Genomic DNA, 20,092 nt, shown 5'->3' with positions numbered 1-20,092 from the left:
GGACCCTGAGTCGGACAGCAGCCACCGTGGCCGTATCGGCAACGCTCGTCCTCGGAGGCTGCGCCACCGCGCCGGCGACGCAGGACCTGTGCAGCAACGCCAAGAACCTCACGACGGCGGTCGAGGAGATGCGCGCCCTCAAACCGGAGGGTACGAAGGTCGACGCCCTCACCGCCAGGGTCGATGCCGCCCTCGCCAAGCTCGACACGTTCCAGGCCGTGACCGAAGGACGGTTCGACTCCGCCGTCTCCACGCTGCGCGCGAACCTCGACGCCTTCCGGCAGACCCTGGCCGCCGCCAGCAACGAGGCGTTCACCGCCGCCGCACCGCAGCTCACGTCGTCGCTCAAGGACGTCAGCTCGGCGTACGCGGCACTCAACGAGTCCCTCGCCACCCAGTGCCCGACCGGTTGACCGGCCGGGCATCTCGCTAGGAAGGAATCGACATGAGCGTCAGCTTCGTGCTCGAGGCACTCGTGGTGCTCGGAGCGATCGTCATGGGAACCCGCGCAGGCGGCGTCGGGGTCGGCCTGTGGGGCGGCCTCGGCACCTTCGTGCTCGTCTTCGTCTTCCGCGAGCCGCCCGGCGAGCCGCCCGCAGCGGCCCTCGCGATCATCCTCGCCGTCGTCACCTCGGCCGCCATGATGCAGGCTGCCGGCGGGATCGACTGGATGGTCTACGTCGCAGCAGGTGTCATCGAGAAGCGTCCCAAGCAGATCACGCTCATCGCACCGCTCACGGCGTTCCTCTTCTCGATCGGCGCGGGGACGAGCAACATCATCTACCCGCTGCTGCCGGTCATCTACGACGTGTCGTACAAGAACCACATCCGCCCCGCGCGACCCCTGACGGTGACCGTCGTCCAGTCAGGCATGGCGCTGGCCGCCTCGCCCGTCTCGGCGGCCATGGCGGCGATGCTGACGCTCACGGAGGTCGCGCCCTACAACCTCGGGCTGACGCAGATCCTCGCGATCACCATCCCGTCGTGCGTCATCGGCATCGTCGTCACCTCGCTCGTGGTCAACCGGATGTGGAAGAACCTCGACGACGACCCCGAGGTGCAGGCCAAGATCGCCTCGGGCGAGCTCGCCGCACCCCAGCACGCGATCGAGGGCGAGTCGGCCTCCTCGAGGCTGACCTACACCAAGGAGGGGCGCAACTCCGCGGTCGCGTTCCTGGCCGGCGTCATCCTCATCGTCGTCTTCGGCCTCTTCCCCCAGCTGCGACCGGCGTTCGCCGCCGAGGGCGAGGCCGCCGTGCCCATCGACATGACGACGACCATCGTCATGGTGATGTTCGTCGTCGGCGTCGCGATCCTCTTCCTCGGTCGCCCGGACGTGAAGACCGTCCCCGACCAGTCCGTGTTCAAGGCCGGCATGATCTCGGCGATCGCCCTCTTCGGGATCGCTTGGCTCACGGCCACGTTCATCTCGGCCCACGAGGACTACATCGTCAGCACCATCGGCGGATGGGTCACGAGCTGGCAGTTCATCTTCGCCCTCGCGGTCTTCCTCGTCGCCGCACTGACGACGAGCCAGTCGACGGCGACGCGGACCATCGTCCCCATCGGCCTCGCCGCGGGCCTCCCGGTGGGAGTCGTCACGGGCATGTGGGCCGGCGCCCTGAGCGGCGTCTACACCCTGCCCGCGAACGGCACCCAGATCGCCGCAGCCAACTTCGACCTGACGGGCACGACCAAGCTCGGCACGAAGCTGCTCGACCACAGCTTCTTCGTCCCCATGCTCGTGATGTCCGTGGTCACCATCGCCGTCGGCGCGCTGATCGGCGGGGTCTTCTTCTGACCCCGCCTGACCGCGCCACCTGACAACCACGAAGGAGAGACCATGCAGGCCAAGGAGATCGCCGACAAGGCTCGGGCACTGATGCCCGGGGTCATCGAGGACCTCGAGAAGCTGGTGGCGATCCCGTCGATCGCCTTCCCCGGGTATCCCTCGGAGCCCATGGAGCAGATGGGGGCCACGACGTTGCAGATGTTCCGTGACGTGGGCTTCACCAACGCCGAGCTCATGGAGGTGCCCTCGGGGTACCCGCCGATCTACGCCGAGATCGAGGGACCGGCGGGCTCGCCGGTCGTGGTGCTCTACGCCCACTACGACGTCCAGCCCGCTCCGCCCGAGCAGGGGTGGACGAGCGACCCGTGGACGCCGACCCACAAGGACGACGGCCGCATCTACGGCCGGGGTGCGGCCGACGACATCAGCGGGCTCGTCAGCCACCTCGGCACGCTGCGGGTCTTCGACGGTAAGCCGCCCTGCACGGTCAAGCTGATCCTCGAGGGGATGGAGGAGACGGAGAGCAACCTCGAGGCCTTCGTCGAGGCGCACCCCGAGCTCTTCGCCTGCGACCTCTTCGTCATCTGCGACATGGGCAACCTCCGCGTCGGCGAGCCGGCGCTGACGACGGCCCTGCGCGGAGACGTCGCCTGTGTCGTGACGGTCCGCACCCTCGAGCATCCCCTGCACTCGGGCGTCTTCGGCGGCCCGGCGCCGGACGCCATGATGGCCCTCGCGCGACTGCTGTCGACCCTGCACGACGACGAGGGCAACGTGTCGATCGCCGGTGCCTCCACCACCGTGTGGGACGGCGCCGACCTCACGGAGGACGACCTCCGGTCGAGCGCCGATGTGCTCGACGGAGTCCAGCTCACCGGCACCGGTCGCATCGGTGACCTGCTGTGGGCCCGCCCGTCCGTCAACGCGATCGGCATCGACATGACGAACATCGCGACCTCATCGAACGTGCTCATCCCCGAGGCCAGGGCCAAGATCTCGATGCGCATCGTCCCGGGGTCCGAGCCGGAGGCGGAGCTCGACGCCCTCGTGACGCACCTCGAGACGCATGCACCTTGGGGGGCGAAGGTCGAGGTGCAGCGCACCAAGGCCGCTCCCCCGTTCCTCTGCAAGACGGACGGCCCGGGGTATGCCGCGGCGCGCGACGCCTTGGCCGAGGCCTACGGCCGACCGGCCGGCGAGGCGGGCTGCGGCGGCTCCATCCCGTTGCTCCGCACGCTCGAGACGGCTGCTCCCGGCGCGGAGTTCGTGCTGTGGGGGCCGGAGGACGTCGCGGCAGCGCGGATCCACGCGTCCGACGAGAGCGTCGACCCGAGCGAGATCGAGAAGATGATCGTGGCCCAGGCCCTCCTGCTCCAGCGCCTCGCCGAGGGCGCCGGGTCCGGGTCCGGGTAGGCCGCGGCGGCCGGCGCATGACGTGGGTCGTCGCAGTCTTCGCGCTGCTGGTCATCGTCTTCGTGACCCAGTCGGCCCGCGTCGGCCGGGCGCACCTGACTGGTCCCATCGTCTTCGTCGTGGCCGGCATCGTGCTCGGCGTCCTCGTGTCGGGCGGGGCCGACACGAGGACGAGCCGCACCATCGCCGAGGTGACGCTGGCCCTGACGCTCTTCCACGACGCGGCACAGCTGCAGCCCCGCGAGGTGCGTGGTGACTCGGTCTTCACCGGACGACTCCTCCTCATCGGTCTCCCCCTCACGATCGGGGCAGGGTACCTGCTGGCGCGCGGCATCTTCCCCGGCTCCAGCGCGTGGCTGGCCCTGCTCCTCGCGGCGACCCTGGCTCCCACCGACGCCGGACTCGGCGCGGCCACCGTGCTCAACCCGGTCGTGCCGGTCCGGGTGCGGCGCATCCTCAACGTCGAGAGCGGTCTCAACGACGGGATGGCCACTCCGGTGGTGCTGTTCGCCATCGCAGCGGCCGCTGGGGTCGCGCCCGAGGACGCCCTCGTCGACGCCCTGCGCGAGCTCGCGATCGGAGCGCTCGTCGGCATCGCGGCGGGGTACGCGTCCGGCCGGCTGATCGAGCGGTCGCGCAGAGCCGGGTGGGCGGAGTCGGGGCTGCTGCCCATCGCAACGCTCTCGGTGCCGGTGCTCGCGTACTACGGCGCCGTCGAGGTCGGCGGCAACGGGTTCGTCGCAGCCTTCGTGGCCGGGACGGCATACGCAGCTGCTCAGACGGACTCGAGGCACACGCACGCCGGCCTGGAGATGACTGATCGGCTCTCTGCACTCCTCGGGTTCGGCGTGTGGCTGCTCTTCGGGATCACGGTCGCCCACCATCTCGACTGGATGGTGCGGTGGCAGAGCCTGCTCTACGCGGCGCTCTCCCTCACCGCCCTGCGGATGCTTCCCGTCGCGCTGTGTCTGCTGGGCACGGGACTGCAACGACGCACCGTCCTCTTCGTGGGCTGGTTCGGGCCGCGCGGGCTCGCCTCCGTCGTCTTCGCGCTCATCACCTACGAGACCCTCGGCGCAGCCGACCCCGCTGTCCAGACCGTCATCGGCGCCGTCGCCACGACCGTGCTCCTCAGTGTCATCCTGCACGGCCTCTCCGCGGGGCCCTGGGCGCAGCGGTACGGGGACTGGGCACAGCACACCGGTCCCGCGGTCGAGACCCAGCCCGCGGCAGAGCCGCTGGCCGTGCGCCGGTCGGTGGGCGGGCACACCACGTACGGGCCGCGTGACGAAGCAGGGACGCCGCCCCGGTGACACTCCGTCCGGCAGGGCACGCCCTCTAGATCCCGCGCCAGGTCGACGTCGCGCGGCCGATGCGCTCGGAGAGCCCGGAGCCGACGACCACCCCGACGGCGATGGCCACGATGCTCAGCAGGGCGTTGACGAAGTCGCCGAGGCCGGCGGCCTGGTCGACACCGACGATGCGCGCCACGCCCTGGAGTCCGAGCGCGCCGGGCACGAGCATCCAGAACGTGGGCAGGAAGGTCACCGGCACCGGAGGACCGCTTCGACGGCTCTGGATCGCGTAGCACACGGGCAGGACGACGGCCGCGGCGAGAAAGCTCGCGCCGAGGGTGCCGAGGACGCGTCCTGAAAGCGCCTGGACACCGTAGGCGACGTAGAGCACCACGAGGAGCCATCCGAGGGTCCGGCGCGGCGCGGACGAGGCGACGAACTGCCCGACCCCGAAGACGAGCACGCCCACCCAGGGCGCCCACGCTCCGAGGGTCACGGGCGCCTGTCCCACGGCCGGCGGCAGGCCGGCCAGCTCGGCCCCCATAGCAATGCCGAAGGTCAGCACGAGCAGGCGTTCGAGCCCGTAGACCAGGCGCGCGGAGCCCGCCAGCATGTCTCCCGTCGACAGCTCCACGGTCGCCATCGTGAGGGCCGCACCCGGCAGGAAGGTGACGAGGGCGGGGATGACGATCTCCAGCGGCGGCGAGTCGAGCGCCGGGGCCACCCACTGGAACACGATGGCCGTGACCACCGTGGCGGTCACGACGGGGAGCACGAGCGAGAGCAAGGGCTCGCGGTCGGCCCACCACCGGAGGCCGCCGACGAGGAAGCCGATGAGCAGGAACGCCGGCAGGGCGCTGGCCGTGGGGTCGAGCATGAGTCCCAGCCCGACGGTGAGGACTCCGCTGGCGAGGACGGACACGCCGCCGCCGAAGCGCGGCCGTGAGGCAACCAGCGCATCGAGGCGCTCGCACGCGACGCCGGCCTCCACCGAGCCGTGGCGGATGTCGTCGATGAGCCGGTAGAGCGCATCGACCTGGTCGAGCCGCAAAGGCACGCTGCTGCAGGCCTCGAAGTCCATCCGGCTGGAGTCACCCGTGTCGATGCGCACGAACACCCCGGTGGGTACGACGAAGAACGTCACACCGGTGGCCGCGTACACACCGGCCACCTCCTCGAGGATCTGGGTCACGCGCTCCGTCGCGTCACCGGCGCGGGACATGACGACGCCGAGACGGCGGAGCAGGTCGAGGACGGCCTCGGGGGGCGGTGCGTCGAAGTCCTCGGGCTCGGGGTCCGCCGCAGGGCCGAGAGGCGCGAGGTGGGACTGGGCGACCTCCGCGACGCGCGACCACCACCGACGGCTCACCGATCGCACCCGTGCACCCGGTGTGACGAGCCCCCCGGGCACCGGGTCCGATTCGATGGACACGTCACCAGCGTGGCAGCCGCTGGGGTCGTCAGAGTCATCCTCCACGGGTGACTCTGACGCGTCGCGGGCGTCCTAGATTCGAGGAGCGCGGCAGGCGCGTGTGCTTGGCGGAGGGAGCGCAACCATGACCGAAGCGAGTTCGTCAGCCGCGTCCGGGAGTTCCGGACGGGCGGCGGCGCAGGCTGCGGCTCGCGCGGGCGGGGTGCTGGCCGCCACCTGCCTGTCGACCTTCGTCGTCAACGCCAACACGTCGGCGGTCAGCATCCTCCTGCCGGCCATCAGCGCGGACACGGGTATGGACGTGACGACCCTGCAGTGGGCCGTCACGGGCTACTCGCTCGTCGGCGCCGCGGTCATCGTGACGTCCGGCTCGCTGGGTGACGTCTTCGGCCGCAAGCGGGTCTTCCAGCTCGGCCTGATGCTCTTCGTCGTGTCCTGCATCTTCATCGCCCTGTCGTCGTCCGGAGGCGCCGTCATCGCCGGCCGCGTCATCCAGGGCGCGGCGGGGGCCACCATCCTGGCCTGCGGCCTGAGCCTCCTGTCCGTGGCGAACGACGGGCAGGCGCAGCTGCGTGCGGTGTCGCTCTGGGGGGCCGCCGCCGCCGTCGGAGCGGCGGCCGGCCCGCTCATGGGTGGGGTGCTGGTGTCGGTGATGGGCTGGCAGGGGCTCTTCTGGGTCGACGCCGTCATCGCCGTCGTCTGCATCCTCATCACGGCCCGACGCGTCTCCGAGTCGCGCGACACGACCCGCTCGCGGTCGATCGACTACGCCGGCTCGATCCTCATCGCGTTGACGCTGGCGCCCCTCATCCTCGCGCTGAGCAAGGGCGGCGACTGGGGCTGGGGGTCGGTCGCCACGCTCGCGTGCATCGCCATCGGTGTCGCGGCAGGATTCGCCTTCGTCGCCGTCGAGCGGCGGGTGGCCGTCCCGATGCTCGACCTCGGACTGCTCCGCAACCGCGTCCTCGTCGGCTCGACGATCGCCATCCTCATCGGTGCCGGCACGATCAACGCGCTGATGTACCTGCTGAGCCTCTACTTCCAGGACCCGAACGCCCTCGGCTTCACGACGCTCCAGGCGGGTCTGGCAACGCTGCCGGCGACGATCGGGCTCGTCGTCATCGCGGCCGCCGTGCCGCGGCTCACCGCGCGCCTCGGGGGACGCCAGGTCGTCGCCATCGGCTTCCTGCTGACCGCCGTCGGCTTCGCCGCCCTCGGGTTCGCCGACTCCGACTGGGCCTACCGCGCCTTCCTGCTGCCGCTGCTCGCCGTCGCGGTGGGCATGGGCCTGTCGAACGGGCCGGCGTCCTCCGCCTCGACGGCCTGTGTGCCGGAGAAGCAGGTCGGGTCCGCGTCCGGTGTCTCGAACATGGCGCGCTACGTCGGAGCCGCGGTCGCCACGGCGCTGGCGGCGACGATCTACGGCGCCGTCATCGCCGACCGGACGGCCGAGGGCAACCCGGCTGGGGAGGCTCTGGCCTCGGGCCTCGCGACGGCATCGTGGGTGATGGCCGGCTTCAGCATGGCCGGCGTGCTCATGGCGGTCCTCATGGGTCGTCACCAGCCCGCCAAGGGCACGATCCACGACTCGGCGGCCGCCGCAGCGTCCACCGCCATGACTCTGCGCACCTCCGCCACGGGCAGCGCGGTCGCGAAGGTCTGACGCAGTTCCTGTCCCCTGCCGGGAAACTGGGGGTGTCATCGCCGATCCGGAACCATCCGTTCACCCAGCCGCGTTACGTTCGGCGCAGAGGTGGAGGCCGACCGGGCGTCGACCCGACGAGGAGCGTGCATGGTGGACCCACTGCTGGCCGGTGACCGCGTCGCCGCGCCGCGGACGCTCGTCGACGTCCTCGCCGACGTCACCGCGCGTCACCCCGACGCGCCGGCGCTCGACGACACCGTCACCGTCCTGACGTATGCCGAGCTGACCGAGCAGGCGAGACGGATGGCCGCAGAGCTCGTGGCCGCGGGCGTATGCCGTGGCGACCGGGTGGGCGTACGCGTGCCGTCGGGGACGACCGACCTCTACGTCGCCGTGCTCGGAGTCCTCCACGCCGGGGCGGCGTACGTGCCCGTCGACGTCGACGACCCGCAGGAGCGGGCCGACCTCGTCTTCTCCGAGGCCGCCGTGAAGGCGGTCGTGGGAGCGCGTCGGCAGGTCACGGTGCCGTCGCCCGGCTCACCGGTCCCGGCGTCCGGGCGGACCGCCCGACGCGCGGCACCGCGGCCGGCGCGCGCGGGCCGGGACGGTCGGCACGACCCGGGCGTCCTGCCCGAGGTCCGCGTGCAGGACGACGCCTGGGTGATCTTCACCTCGGGGTCGACCGGCGTGCCCAAGGGTGTGGCGGTCTCCCACCGTTCAGCGGCGGCCTTCGTCGACGCTGAGGCCCGGATGTTCTTGCAGGACAGTCCGATCGGTCCGGGTGACCGCGTGCTCGCAGGCCTCTCGGTCGCGTTCGACGCGTCGTGCGAGGAGATGTGGCTCGCCTGGGGGCACGGGGCGTGCCTCGTCCCGGCACCACGGAGTCTCGTGCGCACCGGCATGGACCTCGGACCGTGGCTCGTGGCCCAGGACGTCACCGTCGTCTCCACGGTCCCGACGCTGGCCGCGCTCTGGCCGGCCGAGGCCCTCGAGCCGGTGCGACTGCTCGTCTTCGGGGGCGAGGCGTGCCCGCCCGAACTGGCCGAACGGCTCGTCGCCCCGGACCGCGAGGTCTGGAACACCTACGGCCCGACCGAGGCGACCGTCGTCGCCTGCGGAGCGCGGCTCGACGGCACCACCCCGATCCGGATCGGCCTGCCCCTCGACGGTTGGGACCTCGCCGTCGTGGGCCCGGACGACCGGCCCGTTGCCCAGGGTGAGACGGGCCAGCTCATCATCGGCGGAGTCGGGCTCGCCCGCTACCTCGACCCCGCCAAGGACGCCGAGAAGTACGCCCCGATGCCGACCCTCGGCTGGGACCGCGCCTACCGGTCGGGCGACCTCGTCGTCAACGACCCCGAAGGCCTCGTCTTCGTCGGGCGCGCCGACGAGCAGGTCAAGCTCGGCGGTCGCAGGATCGAGCTCGGGGAGGTCGACGCGGCGCTGCAGTCCCTCCCGGGCGTGTCAGGGGCAGCCGCGGCCGTCAAGACGACGGGCGCCGGGAGCCAGGTCCTCGTCGGCTACGTCGTGCCCGACTCCGTCAGCCGCGCAGGCCTCCCGGTGTCGGCCCCCGACTTCGACCGGACGGCGGCGCTCGCGCGCCTCCACGAGGAGCTTCCGGCCGCCCTCGTGCCGGTGCTCGCCGTCGTCGAGTCCCTGCCGACGCGCACGTCGGGGAAGGTCGACCGTGCGGCGCTGCCGTGGCCGCTGCCGGGCGCGGCCGACGACGGCGAGCCCAGCGACCTGTCCGGCACGGCGGCATGGCTCGCGGATCACTGGACCGCGGTGCTCGGCACCGAGGTTCGTTCGGCCGAGGCGGACTTCTTCGACCACGGCGGCGGGAGCCTGTCGTCGGCGCGCCTCGTGTCGCTGCTCCGCGAGCGCTACCCGACGGTGACCGTGGCCGACGTCCACACGCACCCGCGCCTCGGCGCCCAGGCCGAGCTGCTCGAGACGATGGACACGGCCGACGGGTCACGGACCGAGCGCACGGTACGCCGCATCCCGCGCGGCACCCAGCTCGTGCAGACGGCCGTGTCCCTCGTCCTGCTCACGGTCAAGGGACTGCAGTGGCTCGTCGGTCTCGTCACTCTCACCGAGCTCCTGCGCCTCGCCCACCTCGCCGACTGGTCGCAACCGGTGTCCTGGTGGGCCCTCGGCATCGGCTGGCTCCTCTTCATCACCCCCCTCGGCCGGATGGGCCTGTCCGCGTTGGCCGCCCGGGTCCTCCTCGCCGGTGTGCGTCCGGGCACGTACCCCCGTGGTGGGAGCGTGCAGATGCGGCTCTGGGCCGCCGAGCGCTTCGCCGATGCGATGGGGGCCATCACGATGGCCGGAGCGCCGTGGATCATCTACTACGCGAGGATGCTCGGCGCCTCGGTGGGTCCCGGTGTCGACCTCCACTCCGTGCCCCCGGTCACGGGCATGCTGACGATCGGGTCCGGTGCCAGCGTCGAGCCCGAGGTCGACCTCTCCGGCTACTGGATCGACGGCGACGTCGTGCACGTGGGCCTCGTCCACATCGGCCGCGAGGCGGTCATCGGCGCCCGCAGCACCATCGGTCCGGACGTGCACATCGGCCGTGGCGTCGTCGTCGAGGCCGGCTCGACCGTCCTCCGGTCCGTGCGACCCGGGCGGGTCGTCGCCGGGTCGCCGGCCCAGCGGGTCGACGACCCGAGCCGTTCGAGATGGCCCACGGACCGTCCCCCGAACGCACCGGCCTGGCTCGTCGTCTACGGGCTGTCCGGCGTCCTCCTGTCGGTCCTGCCCTTCCTCGCGCTCCTCCCAGGCGTGCTCGTCGTGGGCGGCGCGGTCGCCCGGGCCGCGGGGTCACGCGAGGCGGTCGTGACGGCATACGCGGCCGTGCCCGTCCTGACCGTGCTCAGTCTCGCGTCGCTCTCAGCCATCACGATCGTGCTGGTGCGCCTCCTCGCCATCGGGCTGCGCGAGGGTTACCACCCCGTCCGCGGCAGGGTCGGGTGGCAGGTGTGGGCGACCGAGCGGCTCCTCGACCAGGCGCGGACGTTGCTCTTCCCCGTCTACGCCAGTCTCGTCACCCCGATCTGGCTGCGCGCCCTCGGCGCGCGCGTCGGCCGTGATGTCGAGGCCTCGACGGTCCTGCTGCTGCCGTCGATGACGTCGGTCGCCGACGGCGCCTTCCTCGCGGACGACACGATGGTGGCCGGCTACGAGCTCGCCCACGGGTGGGTGCACATCGCACCGGCCAAGATCGGCAAGCGCGCCTTCCTCGGCAACAGCGGGATGACGGCGCCGGGCCGACGTGTGCCCAAGCACGGCCTCGTCGCGGTGCTCTCGGCCGCACCGCAGAAGTCCAAGGCCGGGTCGAGCTGGCTCGGCAGCCCGCCGGTGCGGCTGCGCCGCCCCCCGCAGGGCTCCGACGACGAGAGGACCTTCGCTCCCCCGCTGCGGCTCAAGGTGGTCCGTGGCCTCGTCGAGCTGTGCCGGGTCGTCCCCGTCATGGTCACCGTGGCGATCGGTGTCACCGTCCTCGTGGCGCTCCAGTGGCTCGTCGACCGCGTCGGCCTGGCCGGCGCGGCGGCTCTGGGCGGTGTCGTCCTCGCCGCCGCCGGGGCCGTCGCCGCCGGCGTGACGACCGTCGCCAAGTGGGTCGTCGTCGGCCGCATCGGGGCCGTCGAGCACCCGCTGTGGAGCTCCTTCGTCTGGCGCAACGAGGTCGTCGACACGTTCGTCGAGATGGTGGCCGGACCGTGGTTCGCGTGGACGGCGACGGGCACACCGGCCATCAACGTCTGGCTGCGAAGCCTCGGGGCCCGGATCGGGCATGGGGTGTGGTGTGAGACCTACTGGCTGCCCGAGGCGGACCTCGTGACCCTCGGTGACGGTGTGACCGTCAACCGGGGCTGCGTGCTCCAGACCCATCTCTTCCATGATCGAATCATGAGCATGGACACGGTCACGCTCGAGGACGGAGCCACGCTCGGCCCCAACGGGGTGATCCTGCCCGCGGCGAGCATCGGGGTGGCCGCGACGGTGGGTCCCGGTTCGCTCGTGCTCCGGGGCGAGGCCGTGCCGCGCGGGACCCGCTGGACGGGCAACCCGATCGCACCGTGGAGCGGCGCCGACCCCGTGGCCCACGCGTCCGGACCCGCGCCGGGATCATCGTCGGCTGGATCTTCGGGCGACGTCGCGAGCGGCGTGCGATGACGGGCGGCCTCGTCCAGCAGGTGCCTGCCCTGACCGACGCGTACACACCCGACCGTGGTGACCCTGCCTACGAGGTCACCCACTACGACCTCGACCTCGACTACAAGGTCTCGACCAACCGTCTCGCCGGTCGCGCCGTCCTCGAGATCACCGCGCTCGAGGACGTGCGGCGGCTCGTCGTCGACCTCGTGGGCCTGCGGGTCCTCAAGGTCTCGGTCGGTGGCCGGGCCGCCAAGTGGGTCCACCGCGGCCCCCGGGTCGTCGTCACCCCGTCGGTCCCGCTGGCACGCGGTGAGCGCACCCAGGTCGCGATCACGTATGCCGGCACGCCGGGTCCCGTGGCGACGCGCTGGGGCGACGTCGGCTGGGAGGAGCTCACCGAGGGGGCGCTCGTGGCCGCGCAGCCCAACGGAGCGGCGACGTGGTTCCCGTGCAACGACCATCCCCGGACGAAGGCCACGTACCGACTGGCGTTCGAGTGCGACTCGCCCTACGACGTCGTCGCGACGGGGGCGCTCGTGGCCGCCCGGGCGCGCGGCAGCCGGACGCGGCGGGTCTTCGAGCAGGACGTCCCCATGGCGACCTACCTCGCCACGGTGCACGTCGGCCACTACGTGCGGCGCGCCCTGGCCCCGGCCGACGTGCCGATCGCCGTCGTGCTGCCGGCGACCCGCGAGCGCGACGTCATGCACGACCTGGAGCGGCTGCCTGCCATGACGAGCCTCTACGAGGCGCTCTTCGGGCCCTACCCGTTCGAGGACTACACCGTCGTCGTCACCGCCGACGACCTCGAGATCCCGCTCGAGGCGCACGCCATGGCGACGTTCGGGCCGAACTGGCTCGACGGGCGTCGCCGCCACGAGCGCCTCGTCGCCCACGAGCTCGCACACCAGTGGTTCGGCAACAGCCTGACCCCGTCGACGTGGGCCGACATCTGGCTCAACGAGGGGTTCGCCTGCTACGCCGAGTGGCTCTGGGCGGAGCACGCCGACGGCGTCCCGGTGCGCGTCAACGCCGCGACCCACTGGTCCCGGCTCTCCCGTCTGGCACAGGACGTCGTGCTCGCCGACCCCGGGCCCGACCACATGTTCGACGACCGCGTCTACAAGCGCGGGGCCCTGACCCTGCACGCCCTGCGGGTGGAGCTCGGTGACGTCGCGTTCTTCGACCTCCTGCGCGACTGGGTCGCGGCCCACCGGCACGGGTCCGTGACCACTGACGAGTTCGTCAGCCACGTCGAGACGTTCGTGCGGGAGATCCCGCCCGTGGACGGGGACGGGAACGGCGACGCTGCGGGCCGGCGGGCACGCGACCTGCTCGAGCGGTGGCTCTGGGCCACTCCCCTGCCCCGGTTCGCCCAGCCCGCCTGACGTCTCAGTGGGCGCGTACCGCCAGCGCTCCCGCGGCGGACTCGAGAGCGACGGCGGCGGCATACGCCCTCGGCACGTCGAGGTCGGCGACCGTGACCGACGGCATGCCCGGGACGACGTCGGTGGGGACTCCCGGCACGGGCGTCGCGAAGGTCGTGGGGTCGATGCGGAGACCGACCCGGAGCGCCTTGAGGGCGGCCTCCTTGCGCACCCACGTCGTGATGTCCGTGAGTTCCCCGGTGCCGCGGGCTCGTTCGCCGGGGTGGAGTGCCACGTCGCCGTAGCCACCGAACCCCACGGCGTCGACGGGCTCGATGTCGACGCCGACAGGTCCGTGCCGGCTCAGTGCGAGCGCGACGACCGTGCGGGTGCGGCTCAGCGACAGGTGCAGCCCCGGGTCGTCGAGCAGGCGGGGGGCGCCGTGCTGCCGGTCGCAGTCGGGGCACGTGCGGTCGAAGCGCAGCGACTCCGGTGGTCGGCCCAGGACCCGGCCGACCTCCCGGCGGGCCATGGCGTGGAGCAGCAGGTATGCCGCCGCGTCGCGTCGGTCGGCCAGGCGCGCCCACCGCGCGCGCTCGTGCTCGTCGAGCCCGGCCGCGATGGCCACAGAATCGGGCGGCACCCATGCCCCGGACGTCGACTCGCGCACCCAGACGTCGACCGTCGCGTCGGTCGGTCTTCGCGACCTCTCGGTGCCGTCCACGCGCCAAGGATCGACGCGTGGACCCCGATCCGCAAGGCAGCGTTCGCCGAGACATCGCCCTGCTGAGGTGATGCGTGCACTGTCCGGTGGTGCGAGCGTCGAGGAGAGCGCACCACGCGCCACGTCGCGAGGCGTCCACCCTGAGGAGAGACTGTGAGCAACGAGAGCCAGTCGGCGACGACATCCGGGGCGCGAGCGGGGACGGCGACCCGGAAGGTGGCCCACCTGACCCCGGACCAGCGCGTGACCCGGGGCAGGGCCGCCCGCAACGAGACACCGAGGCGCAGCCACGGGTCGTGGGAGCCGTCGACGGACCGGCCCGACCCCGTCGCGCTGCTCGAGGAGCAGGCGACGAGCCGGGTCCCGGAGCTCGTCCCGCTGCGCTACGGACGGATGCTCGTCTCTCCGTTCACGTTCTACCGCGGCGCGGCGCTCATCATGGCCAGCGACCTCGCCGCGACCCCACGGTCGGGATTCATCTCCCAGATCTGCGGCGACGCGCACCTGTCGAACTTCGGAGTGTTCGCCTCTCCCGAGCGGCGCCTCCTCTTCGACATGAACGACTTCGACGAGACGCTTCCGGGCCCGTGGGAGTGGGACGTCAAGCGGCTCGCGGCGAGCTTCGAGATCGCCGGTCGCGATCGGGGCTTCTCGGCTGCGGACCGCCGGGACGTGGTCAGGTCCTGCGTCGCCGAGTACCGCGCCCGGATGCAGCTGTTCGCGGCCGCGCGCAACCTCGACGTCTGGTACGCCCACATCGAGGTCGACACGGTGTTCGAGCTGCTGAAGTCCAGCATCACGAAGAAGCAGCAGGCCAAGGCACAGGCCAACGCGGCCAAGGCCCGCACCCGGGACAGCATGCAGGCCTTCACCAAGCTGACCCATGACGTCGACGGTGAGCGTCGGATCATCTCCGACGCGCCCCTCATCGTGCCGATCGAGGAGCTGGCGGCGGGCACGGGGCATGACGACGTCGAGGGTGAGCTCCGCGCTCTCATCAGGTCGTACCGCCGCACCCTGGAGACCGATCGGCGCGAGCTGCTCGAGTCCTTCGAATACGTCCACGCCGCCCGCAAGGTCGTCGGGGTCGGGAGCGTCGGCACCCGGGCCTGGATCATCCTCCTGCTCGGCCGGGACGGGCAGGACCCGCTGTTCCTGCAGGCCAAGGAGGCGCAGGAGTCCGTCCTCGAGAGGTTCGTCGGGGCGAGCCGGTATGCCAACCACGGCCAGCGCGTGGTCGCCGGCCAGCGGCTCATGCAGGCGGCCAGCGACATCTTCCTCGGGTGGCAGCGGGTCCACGGGTTCGACGGTCAGGTGCGTGACTTCTACCTGCGTCAGCTGCGCGACTGGAAGGGCTCGGCCGACGTCGACACCATGAGCTCCGGCGTCATGACCGCCTACGCCCGGATCTGCGGGGCGACGCTGGCCCGGGCACACGCCCGCTCGGGTGACCGCATCGCGATCGCCGCCTACCTCGGCACGAGCGACGTCTTCGACCGCGCGATCGCCGACTTCGCGTCGTCCTACGCCGACCAGAACGAACGTGACTACGAGGCCCTCGTGGCGGCAGTCCGATCCGGGCGCCTCGAGGCCCAGACGGGCATGTAGAGGGCGTCGGGGTGATCGTCAGGGCGGACCGAAGACGCTCCAGACCCGGTCACGGAGCGGGCCGTGCACCGGCGTGACCTCGAAGACCAGGCCGGGACGGCTCTCGCTCTCGAACGCGCCCTTCGCCAGGTCGTGAACGGTGTACCAGTCGGGTCCGCGATCTTCCTCGGGCCGCTCCTGGCGGCCGTCGCGCCAGCACACCTTGATCCACAGCGACTCCTGCAGTTCCTGGCGGGCAGGGAGGTCGTGGAGGTCGTGGACCTGGCGCCGGCGCGGAAGGGCCTCGCCGTAGGTCACGCGAGTGATCAGGTGCGCCTGGGTCTGTCCATCGAGGCTGAGCGCCCAGACGGCATCCCGGTAGGGGTCCAACCTCGGGTCGCTCGACCAGGACTCGTCGGCTGACATGGGACCATGTCTACCGGACCCGAGCGTCGTCGTAGAGCGTTTGTACAACGTTTGTCGGTGGGCGCGTGAGGTGCCGGAGGCATGTCATGGGCTGCGGACGACCAGCACGGGAGGCACGCGATGACCAGGCTGTCGATGCATGAGCAGCTGCCGTTCGACGAGGAAGCGGTCAGGTCGTCGATCTCGACCGGAGAGCTCCCAGAACCGGACGAGGTGATCGGCGCCGTCACCGAGGCGTACGAGCGGTATCGGGCGAACCGGGAGGGTGCCGTCGCCGACTACATCCCGGTCCTGGCCGAGGCGTCGCCGGACTGGTTCGGCATCTCCGTGGTGGGAGCACGAGGGAGGTCGTTCGAGATCGGGGACGTCGAGAGGACGTTCTCGATCCAGAGCGTGTCGAAACCGTTCGTCTTCGCGCTGGTCTGCGAGGCGGTCGGAGACGTCGACGCGCGTCGCCTCCTCGGGGTCAACAGCACCGGCTTCCCCTTCGACTCGCTCGTGGCGGTGGAGCTCAACCTGGACCGCACGATGAACCCGTTGGTCAACGCGGGTGCGATCGCAGCGACGAGTCTGGTGCCGGGGAGCACGGCGGAGGAGAAGTGGGACCGGGTCAGGGAGGGCCTGTCAGGCTTCGCCGGCCGTGAGCTGAGCCTGAACGAGAGGGTCTACGCCTCGGAGTCCGCCACCAACCTGCGCAACCAGGGCATCGCCCACCTGCTGCAGAGCTACGGCCGTCTCTACTTCGACCCGGACGAGGCCACCGACATCTACACGCGCCAGTGCTCTCTCGACGTGAGCGTCCACGACCTTGCGGTCATGGCGTCCACGCTGGCCAACGGCGGCGTGAACCCGGTGACCGGAAGGACGGTCGTCGGGCGGGGCGTGTGCCGGCGCGTCCTGGCGGTGATGGCCACAGCGGGCCTGTACGAACTGTCCGGCGACTGGCTCTACGAGGTCGGGGTCCCGGGCAAGAGCGGGGTCAGCGGCGGCATCGTCACCGTCGCACCCGGTAAGGGCGGCCTGGCGACGTTCTCGCCTCCCCTGGACGTGGCGGGCAACAGCGTGCGCGGGCAGCTGGTCACCAAGTACCTCGCGGAACGGCTCGGGCTCAACCTCTTCGCCTCGGTGACGGTCTCGCCGGAGTGAGGGCCGCTGGAGATCAGGCCGCGCGAACCTCGGGATCGATGAGGCCGACGAGGTCCTCGGGCGACCGGCAACCGCGGGAGCACAGGACCACCGGCACCCCCTCGAACCAGACGATCCTCCATCGGGTTCCGTCCTCGTCCAGCTCCCTCGCGGCATGGATCTCGCCCTCGCAACCCTCGGTCAAGCACGGGATCCGGATCGTGTCCACGTCCACCTTCGAACACCTTTCGGGGGGTCGGCCCTGTCGGTCTGCTCGTGAGGGGTCCCGCAAGTCCGGGTGCGGTGTCCCTCTCCGGTATCCATACCCGCGGGGGGACCGCGCGCGTCGCATCGGCGCCCGCACCCGCCCATGCCCGGGCGTGAGCCACGAACGTGCCGGCATCCATGCTGTCGCGCTCGGTGCCCGCTTCAGGAGCGTCCTGCGTGTCGGCTCGTCGCGATACCGTCACCGGGTGCCGGGTCCCATCGAGATACCCCCCGACGAGTTCGTCGTCCTCGACGGTGTCCACTTCCACTACCTGGACTGGGGCGGCGACGGAGACCCGCTGTTGATGCTGGCCGGTCTGGGCTGCACCGCCCACGTGTTCTCGGAGCTGGCCCCCCACCTGAGCGACCGGTTCCGGGTGGTCGCCCTGACTCGGCGCGGGCACGGCCTGACCGACCGGGTCCAGAGCGGCTTCGCGCTTGCAGACGCCGCCGAGGACGCGCGCCGCCTCCTCGACGCCCTGGACATCGAGCGGGCCCACGTCGTGGGGCACTCGATGGGAGGAGGTGAGGTGTCGGCCCTCGCCGCTCGACATCCCGAACGCGTGGCGGGAGTCGTCTACCTCGACGGGGCCTATGACTGGGCCGACAGCCCGACGGTCGAGTGGCCGGAGGAGGCAGCGAGCCCGGACCGGTTCGCCTCGTACGAGGACTACGTCGACTTCGTGCACTCCCTGCTCCCGGACGACATCCGTGGACCTGCTCTCGACGCGATGATGCGCGCCTCCGTGGACACCCTCGCGGACGGGTCCGTGGTCGACACGTTCTCGACGGCGGCCTCGGCCCCGTTCGTCCGGGCCCTCAGGGCGTTCCGGCACCCCTACTCCGACATCACCGCTCCCGCGCTCGCCATCTACGCCCTCGGGGACCAGTGGCAGGGACCCGACGCGATCTGGCGGGCCGCGTGCCGTGACCGCTTCGCAGCGGAGACCGCGGATGCTCACGTCATCGAGCTCCACGCCAGCCACTACGTGTTCATCGACCGCCGCGACGAGGTTGTCGCGGCCCTGCGGAGCTTCCTCACCTGACCCTCGGCCTGAACCGTGGCCGCGGCGGCCTGCGGTCCGGCATTCCCCTGCGACGTGACCGACGCGCTCAGCGCCGAGGCCTACACTGAAAGGGCGTCGCGCGCAGTTCCCTTGAATGGTAGGTGGATCGCCATGCGTTCCTGCTTCCCGCGCGTGCCCACAGCGTGCGCCGCCGCTCTCGCTCCCATCGCCTTCGTCGTGCTCGCCCTCCCCGCCGCGACGCTTGCCTCCGCCCGTCCGGCAGGCTCGGCCCCTCCACTCGTCGTGTCCGCGGGCACCGTCGCTACCACTCTGAGCCCGGGTGCCCAGGCCCAGGCCGTCTACAACCGGATGACGGCGGCACAGCGCGTCGGGCAGCTCTTCATGGTCGGAGGTGCCGTGACGGGGCTCGGTTCGGCCACGACGACGGCGATCAGCCGGTACCACGTCGGCAACCTCATCCTCATGGGCCGCACGACCGCGGGCGCCCCGCCGGTGCGGTACCTCACGGGGCGAGCCGACACCGTGACGACGACCGCGGCGACGGCAGGAGTGCCGCTGTTCATCGCCTCCGACCAGGAGGGCGGATACGTGCAGGTCCTCCAGGGGTCGGGCTTCTCGCGCATGCCGACCGCGCTGACGCAGGGCTCCTGGTCCGACACGTCGCTCACGGCATACGCCAGGACGTGGGGCACGCAGGTGATGCGCTCGGGCGTCGACGTCGACCTCGCACCGGTGATGGACACGGTCGCCAAGAGCTTCGCGAGCCTCAACAAGCCCATCGGCTTCTACCAGCGGGAGTACGGGTACACCCAGACCGTCGTCGCCGACAAGGGCACGACCTTCCTCAAGGGCATGAGAGCATCCGGTCTCGCGATGACGGCCAAGCACTTCCCCGGGCTCGGACGGGTGACCGGAAACACCGACACGACGGCGGGAGTGACCGACACGGTGACCACACGCACGTCCACCGACATCACGCCGTTCCGAGCGGCGATCAGCGCCGGTGCGCATCTGCTGATGGTGTCATCGGCCTACTACTCCCGCATCGACGCGTCGCACCCGGCGGTCTTCTCGTCCACGGTGATCCGGGGCATGATCCGCGGCGACCTGGGCTTCACGGGCGTCGTCATCAGTGACGACCTGGGAAGCGCCAAGCAGGTGGCCGCCTGGTCGCCCGGGGCCCGTGCCGTCGGGTTCGTCAACGCGGGCGGTGACGTCGTGCTGACCGGCAACCCCTACGTCGTCCCGGCGATGGTCGCTGCTGTCACCGCACGGGCCGCATCCGACAGCGTGTTCCGCGGTCGTGTCCAGGCATCGGTGATGCGCGTCCTGACGGTCAAGGCGCAGTACGGCCTGCTCGCGCCGCGGCTCCCGGTCACGGGATACTTCGGCCCACTGACGAAGACGGCCCTGCAGCGCTGGCTGGGTATCTCACAGACCGGCGTCTTCGACGGCGCGACGATCCGCGCTCTGCAGGTCCGGATCGGTGCACCTGTCGTGGGCGTCTGGGGCCCGCACTCGATGGCGGCCCTGCAGAGCTACCTCGGCCTCTATCTCGACGGCGCGACGACGTGGAACACCCGCACCGTCGCCGCACTCCAGCGCTACCTCGACACCCAGCTCTGAGGACCGCCGACCCTTTCCCGCTCCAACGACGGCCTCCGACCGAACGGAGGCCGACCCTCGACAGAAGGCGAGAGGCGGTGACACCGCACGGGTATGTGCCCCGACGTGAGCCGACCCGCAGCCCCTCCCGCCCCACCCACCCACGGGATCGTGCGGTGAGGGGCGCGGTGCGCCTGGCGGACGTGGTCACCCCTGCGT

General features: G+C 71.5%; 15 protein-coding genes. 11 read left to right on the top strand and 4 right to left on the bottom strand.

Annotated elements, in window-relative coordinates; all coding sequences use genetic code 11:
• Nucleotides 1–26 precede the first annotated feature (26 nt).
• Genes AC1DW8_RS00195 through AC1DW8_RS00180 form a run of 4 tightly spaced genes read left to right on the top strand, consistent with a single transcriptional unit; the run spans nt 27 to nt 4,518 of the window.
• On the top strand, nt 27–413 hold the full coding sequence (locus AC1DW8_RS00195) for a hypothetical protein (protein ID WP_478091011.1): 387 nt from the start codon (nt 27–29) through the stop codon (nt 411–413).
• 32 nt (nt 414–445) lie between these two features.
• Nucleotides 446–1,801, top strand: a complete 1,356-nt coding sequence (locus AC1DW8_RS00190; RefSeq protein ID WP_478091009.1) for an anaerobic C4-dicarboxylate transporter family protein — start codon at nt 446–448, stop codon at nt 1,799–1,801.
• Between the two features lie 42 nt (nt 1,802–1,843).
• Nucleotides 1,844–3,205, top strand: a complete 1,362-nt coding sequence (locus AC1DW8_RS00185; protein WP_478091007.1) for a M20/M25/M40 family metallo-hydrolase — start codon at nt 1,844–1,846, stop codon at nt 3,203–3,205.
• A 17-nt stretch (nt 3,206–3,222) separates the two neighbouring features.
• Nucleotides 3,223–4,518 carry a cation:proton antiporter gene (locus AC1DW8_RS00180; protein ID WP_478091005.1) on the top strand — a complete coding sequence of 432 codons (1,296 nt, stop codon included), beginning with the start codon at nt 3,223–3,225 and terminating at the stop codon, nt 4,516–4,518.
• Between the two features lie 25 nt (nt 4,519–4,543).
• On the opposite strand, the gene AC1DW8_RS00175 is transcribed toward AC1DW8_RS00180, so the two are convergent.
• A complete protein-coding gene (locus AC1DW8_RS00175) occupies nt 4,544–5,932 on the bottom strand; it encodes a threonine/serine exporter family protein (protein WP_478091003.1) in 1,389 nt (462 codons plus the stop codon).
• A gap of 124 nt (nt 5,933–6,056) precedes the next feature.
• Here AC1DW8_RS00175 and AC1DW8_RS00170 point away from each other — a divergent pair, with 124 nt between their 5' ends.
• From AC1DW8_RS00170 to AC1DW8_RS00160, 3 genes are all read left to right on the top strand, one after another.
• Nucleotides 6,057–7,595, top strand: coding sequence for an MFS transporter (locus AC1DW8_RS00170; protein ID WP_478091001.1), 1,539 nt, complete (start codon nt 6,057–6,059; stop codon nt 7,593–7,595).
• 129 nt (nt 7,596–7,724) lie between these two features.
• The gene (locus AC1DW8_RS00165) at nt 7,725–11,762 is read left to right on the top strand and encodes a Pls/PosA family non-ribosomal peptide synthetase (RefSeq protein ID WP_478090998.1); all 4,038 of its coding nucleotides are present in this window, start codon (nt 7,725–7,727) and stop codon (nt 11,760–11,762) included.
• The gene (locus AC1DW8_RS00160) at nt 11,759–13,132 is read left to right on the top strand and encodes a M1 family metallopeptidase (protein ID WP_478090996.1); all 1,374 of its coding nucleotides are present in this window, start codon (nt 11,759–11,761) and stop codon (nt 13,130–13,132) included. Before AC1DW8_RS00165 ends, AC1DW8_RS00160 begins: the two co-directional genes overlap by 4 nt.
• Nucleotides 13,133–13,136: 4 nt before the next feature.
• On the opposite strand, the gene AC1DW8_RS00155 is transcribed toward AC1DW8_RS00160, so the two are convergent.
• Nucleotides 13,137–13,835, bottom strand: a complete 699-nt coding sequence (locus AC1DW8_RS00155; protein ID WP_478090994.1) for a 4'-phosphopantetheinyl transferase family protein — start codon at nt 13,833–13,835, stop codon at nt 13,137–13,139.
• A gap of 153 nt (nt 13,836–13,988) precedes the next feature.
• Here AC1DW8_RS00155 and AC1DW8_RS00150 point away from each other — a divergent pair, with 153 nt between their 5' ends.
• On the top strand, nt 13,989–15,443 hold the full coding sequence (locus AC1DW8_RS00150; RefSeq protein ID WP_478090990.1) for a DUF2252 domain-containing protein: 1,455 nt from the start codon (nt 13,989–13,991) through the stop codon (nt 15,441–15,443).
• A gap of 18 nt (nt 15,444–15,461) precedes the next feature.
• On the opposite strand, the gene AC1DW8_RS00145 is transcribed toward AC1DW8_RS00150, so the two are convergent.
• Entirely contained in the window at nt 15,462–15,848 is a 387-nt protein-coding gene (locus tag AC1DW8_RS00145) for a hypothetical protein (RefSeq protein WP_478090987.1), read from the bottom strand.
• A 120-nt stretch (nt 15,849–15,968) separates the two neighbouring features.
• On the opposite strand from AC1DW8_RS00145, the gene glsA reads away from it, so the two are divergent.
• Complete coding sequence (gene glsA, locus AC1DW8_RS00140) at nt 15,969–16,994, top strand: glutaminase A (protein WP_478091421.1); 1,026 nt, start codon at nt 15,969–15,971, stop codon at nt 16,992–16,994.
• Nucleotides 16,995–17,007: 13 nt separating this feature from the next.
• On the opposite strand, the gene AC1DW8_RS00135 is transcribed toward glsA, so the two are convergent.
• On the bottom strand, nt 17,008–17,208 hold the full coding sequence (locus AC1DW8_RS00135; protein ID WP_478090984.1) for a hypothetical protein: 201 nt from the start codon (nt 17,206–17,208) through the stop codon (nt 17,008–17,010).
• Between the two features lie 238 nt (nt 17,209–17,446).
• Here AC1DW8_RS00135 and AC1DW8_RS00130 point away from each other — a divergent pair, with 238 nt between their 5' ends.
• Entirely contained in the window at nt 17,447–18,286 is an 840-nt protein-coding gene (locus AC1DW8_RS00130) for an alpha/beta fold hydrolase (protein ID WP_478090983.1), read from the top strand.
• A gap of 132 nt (nt 18,287–18,418) precedes the next feature.
• A complete protein-coding gene (locus tag AC1DW8_RS00125; protein ID WP_478090981.1) occupies nt 18,419–19,894 on the top strand; it encodes a glycoside hydrolase family 3 N-terminal domain-containing protein in 1,476 nt (491 codons plus the stop codon).
• Nucleotides 19,895–20,092 lie beyond the last annotated feature (198 nt).

The sequence above is a fragment of the Terrabacter sp. P2_E3 genome (genome assembly GCF_056403915.1).
Note: the sequence above shows the minus strand (reverse complement) of the source record. Positions and strands in the feature narration are given on the sequence as shown.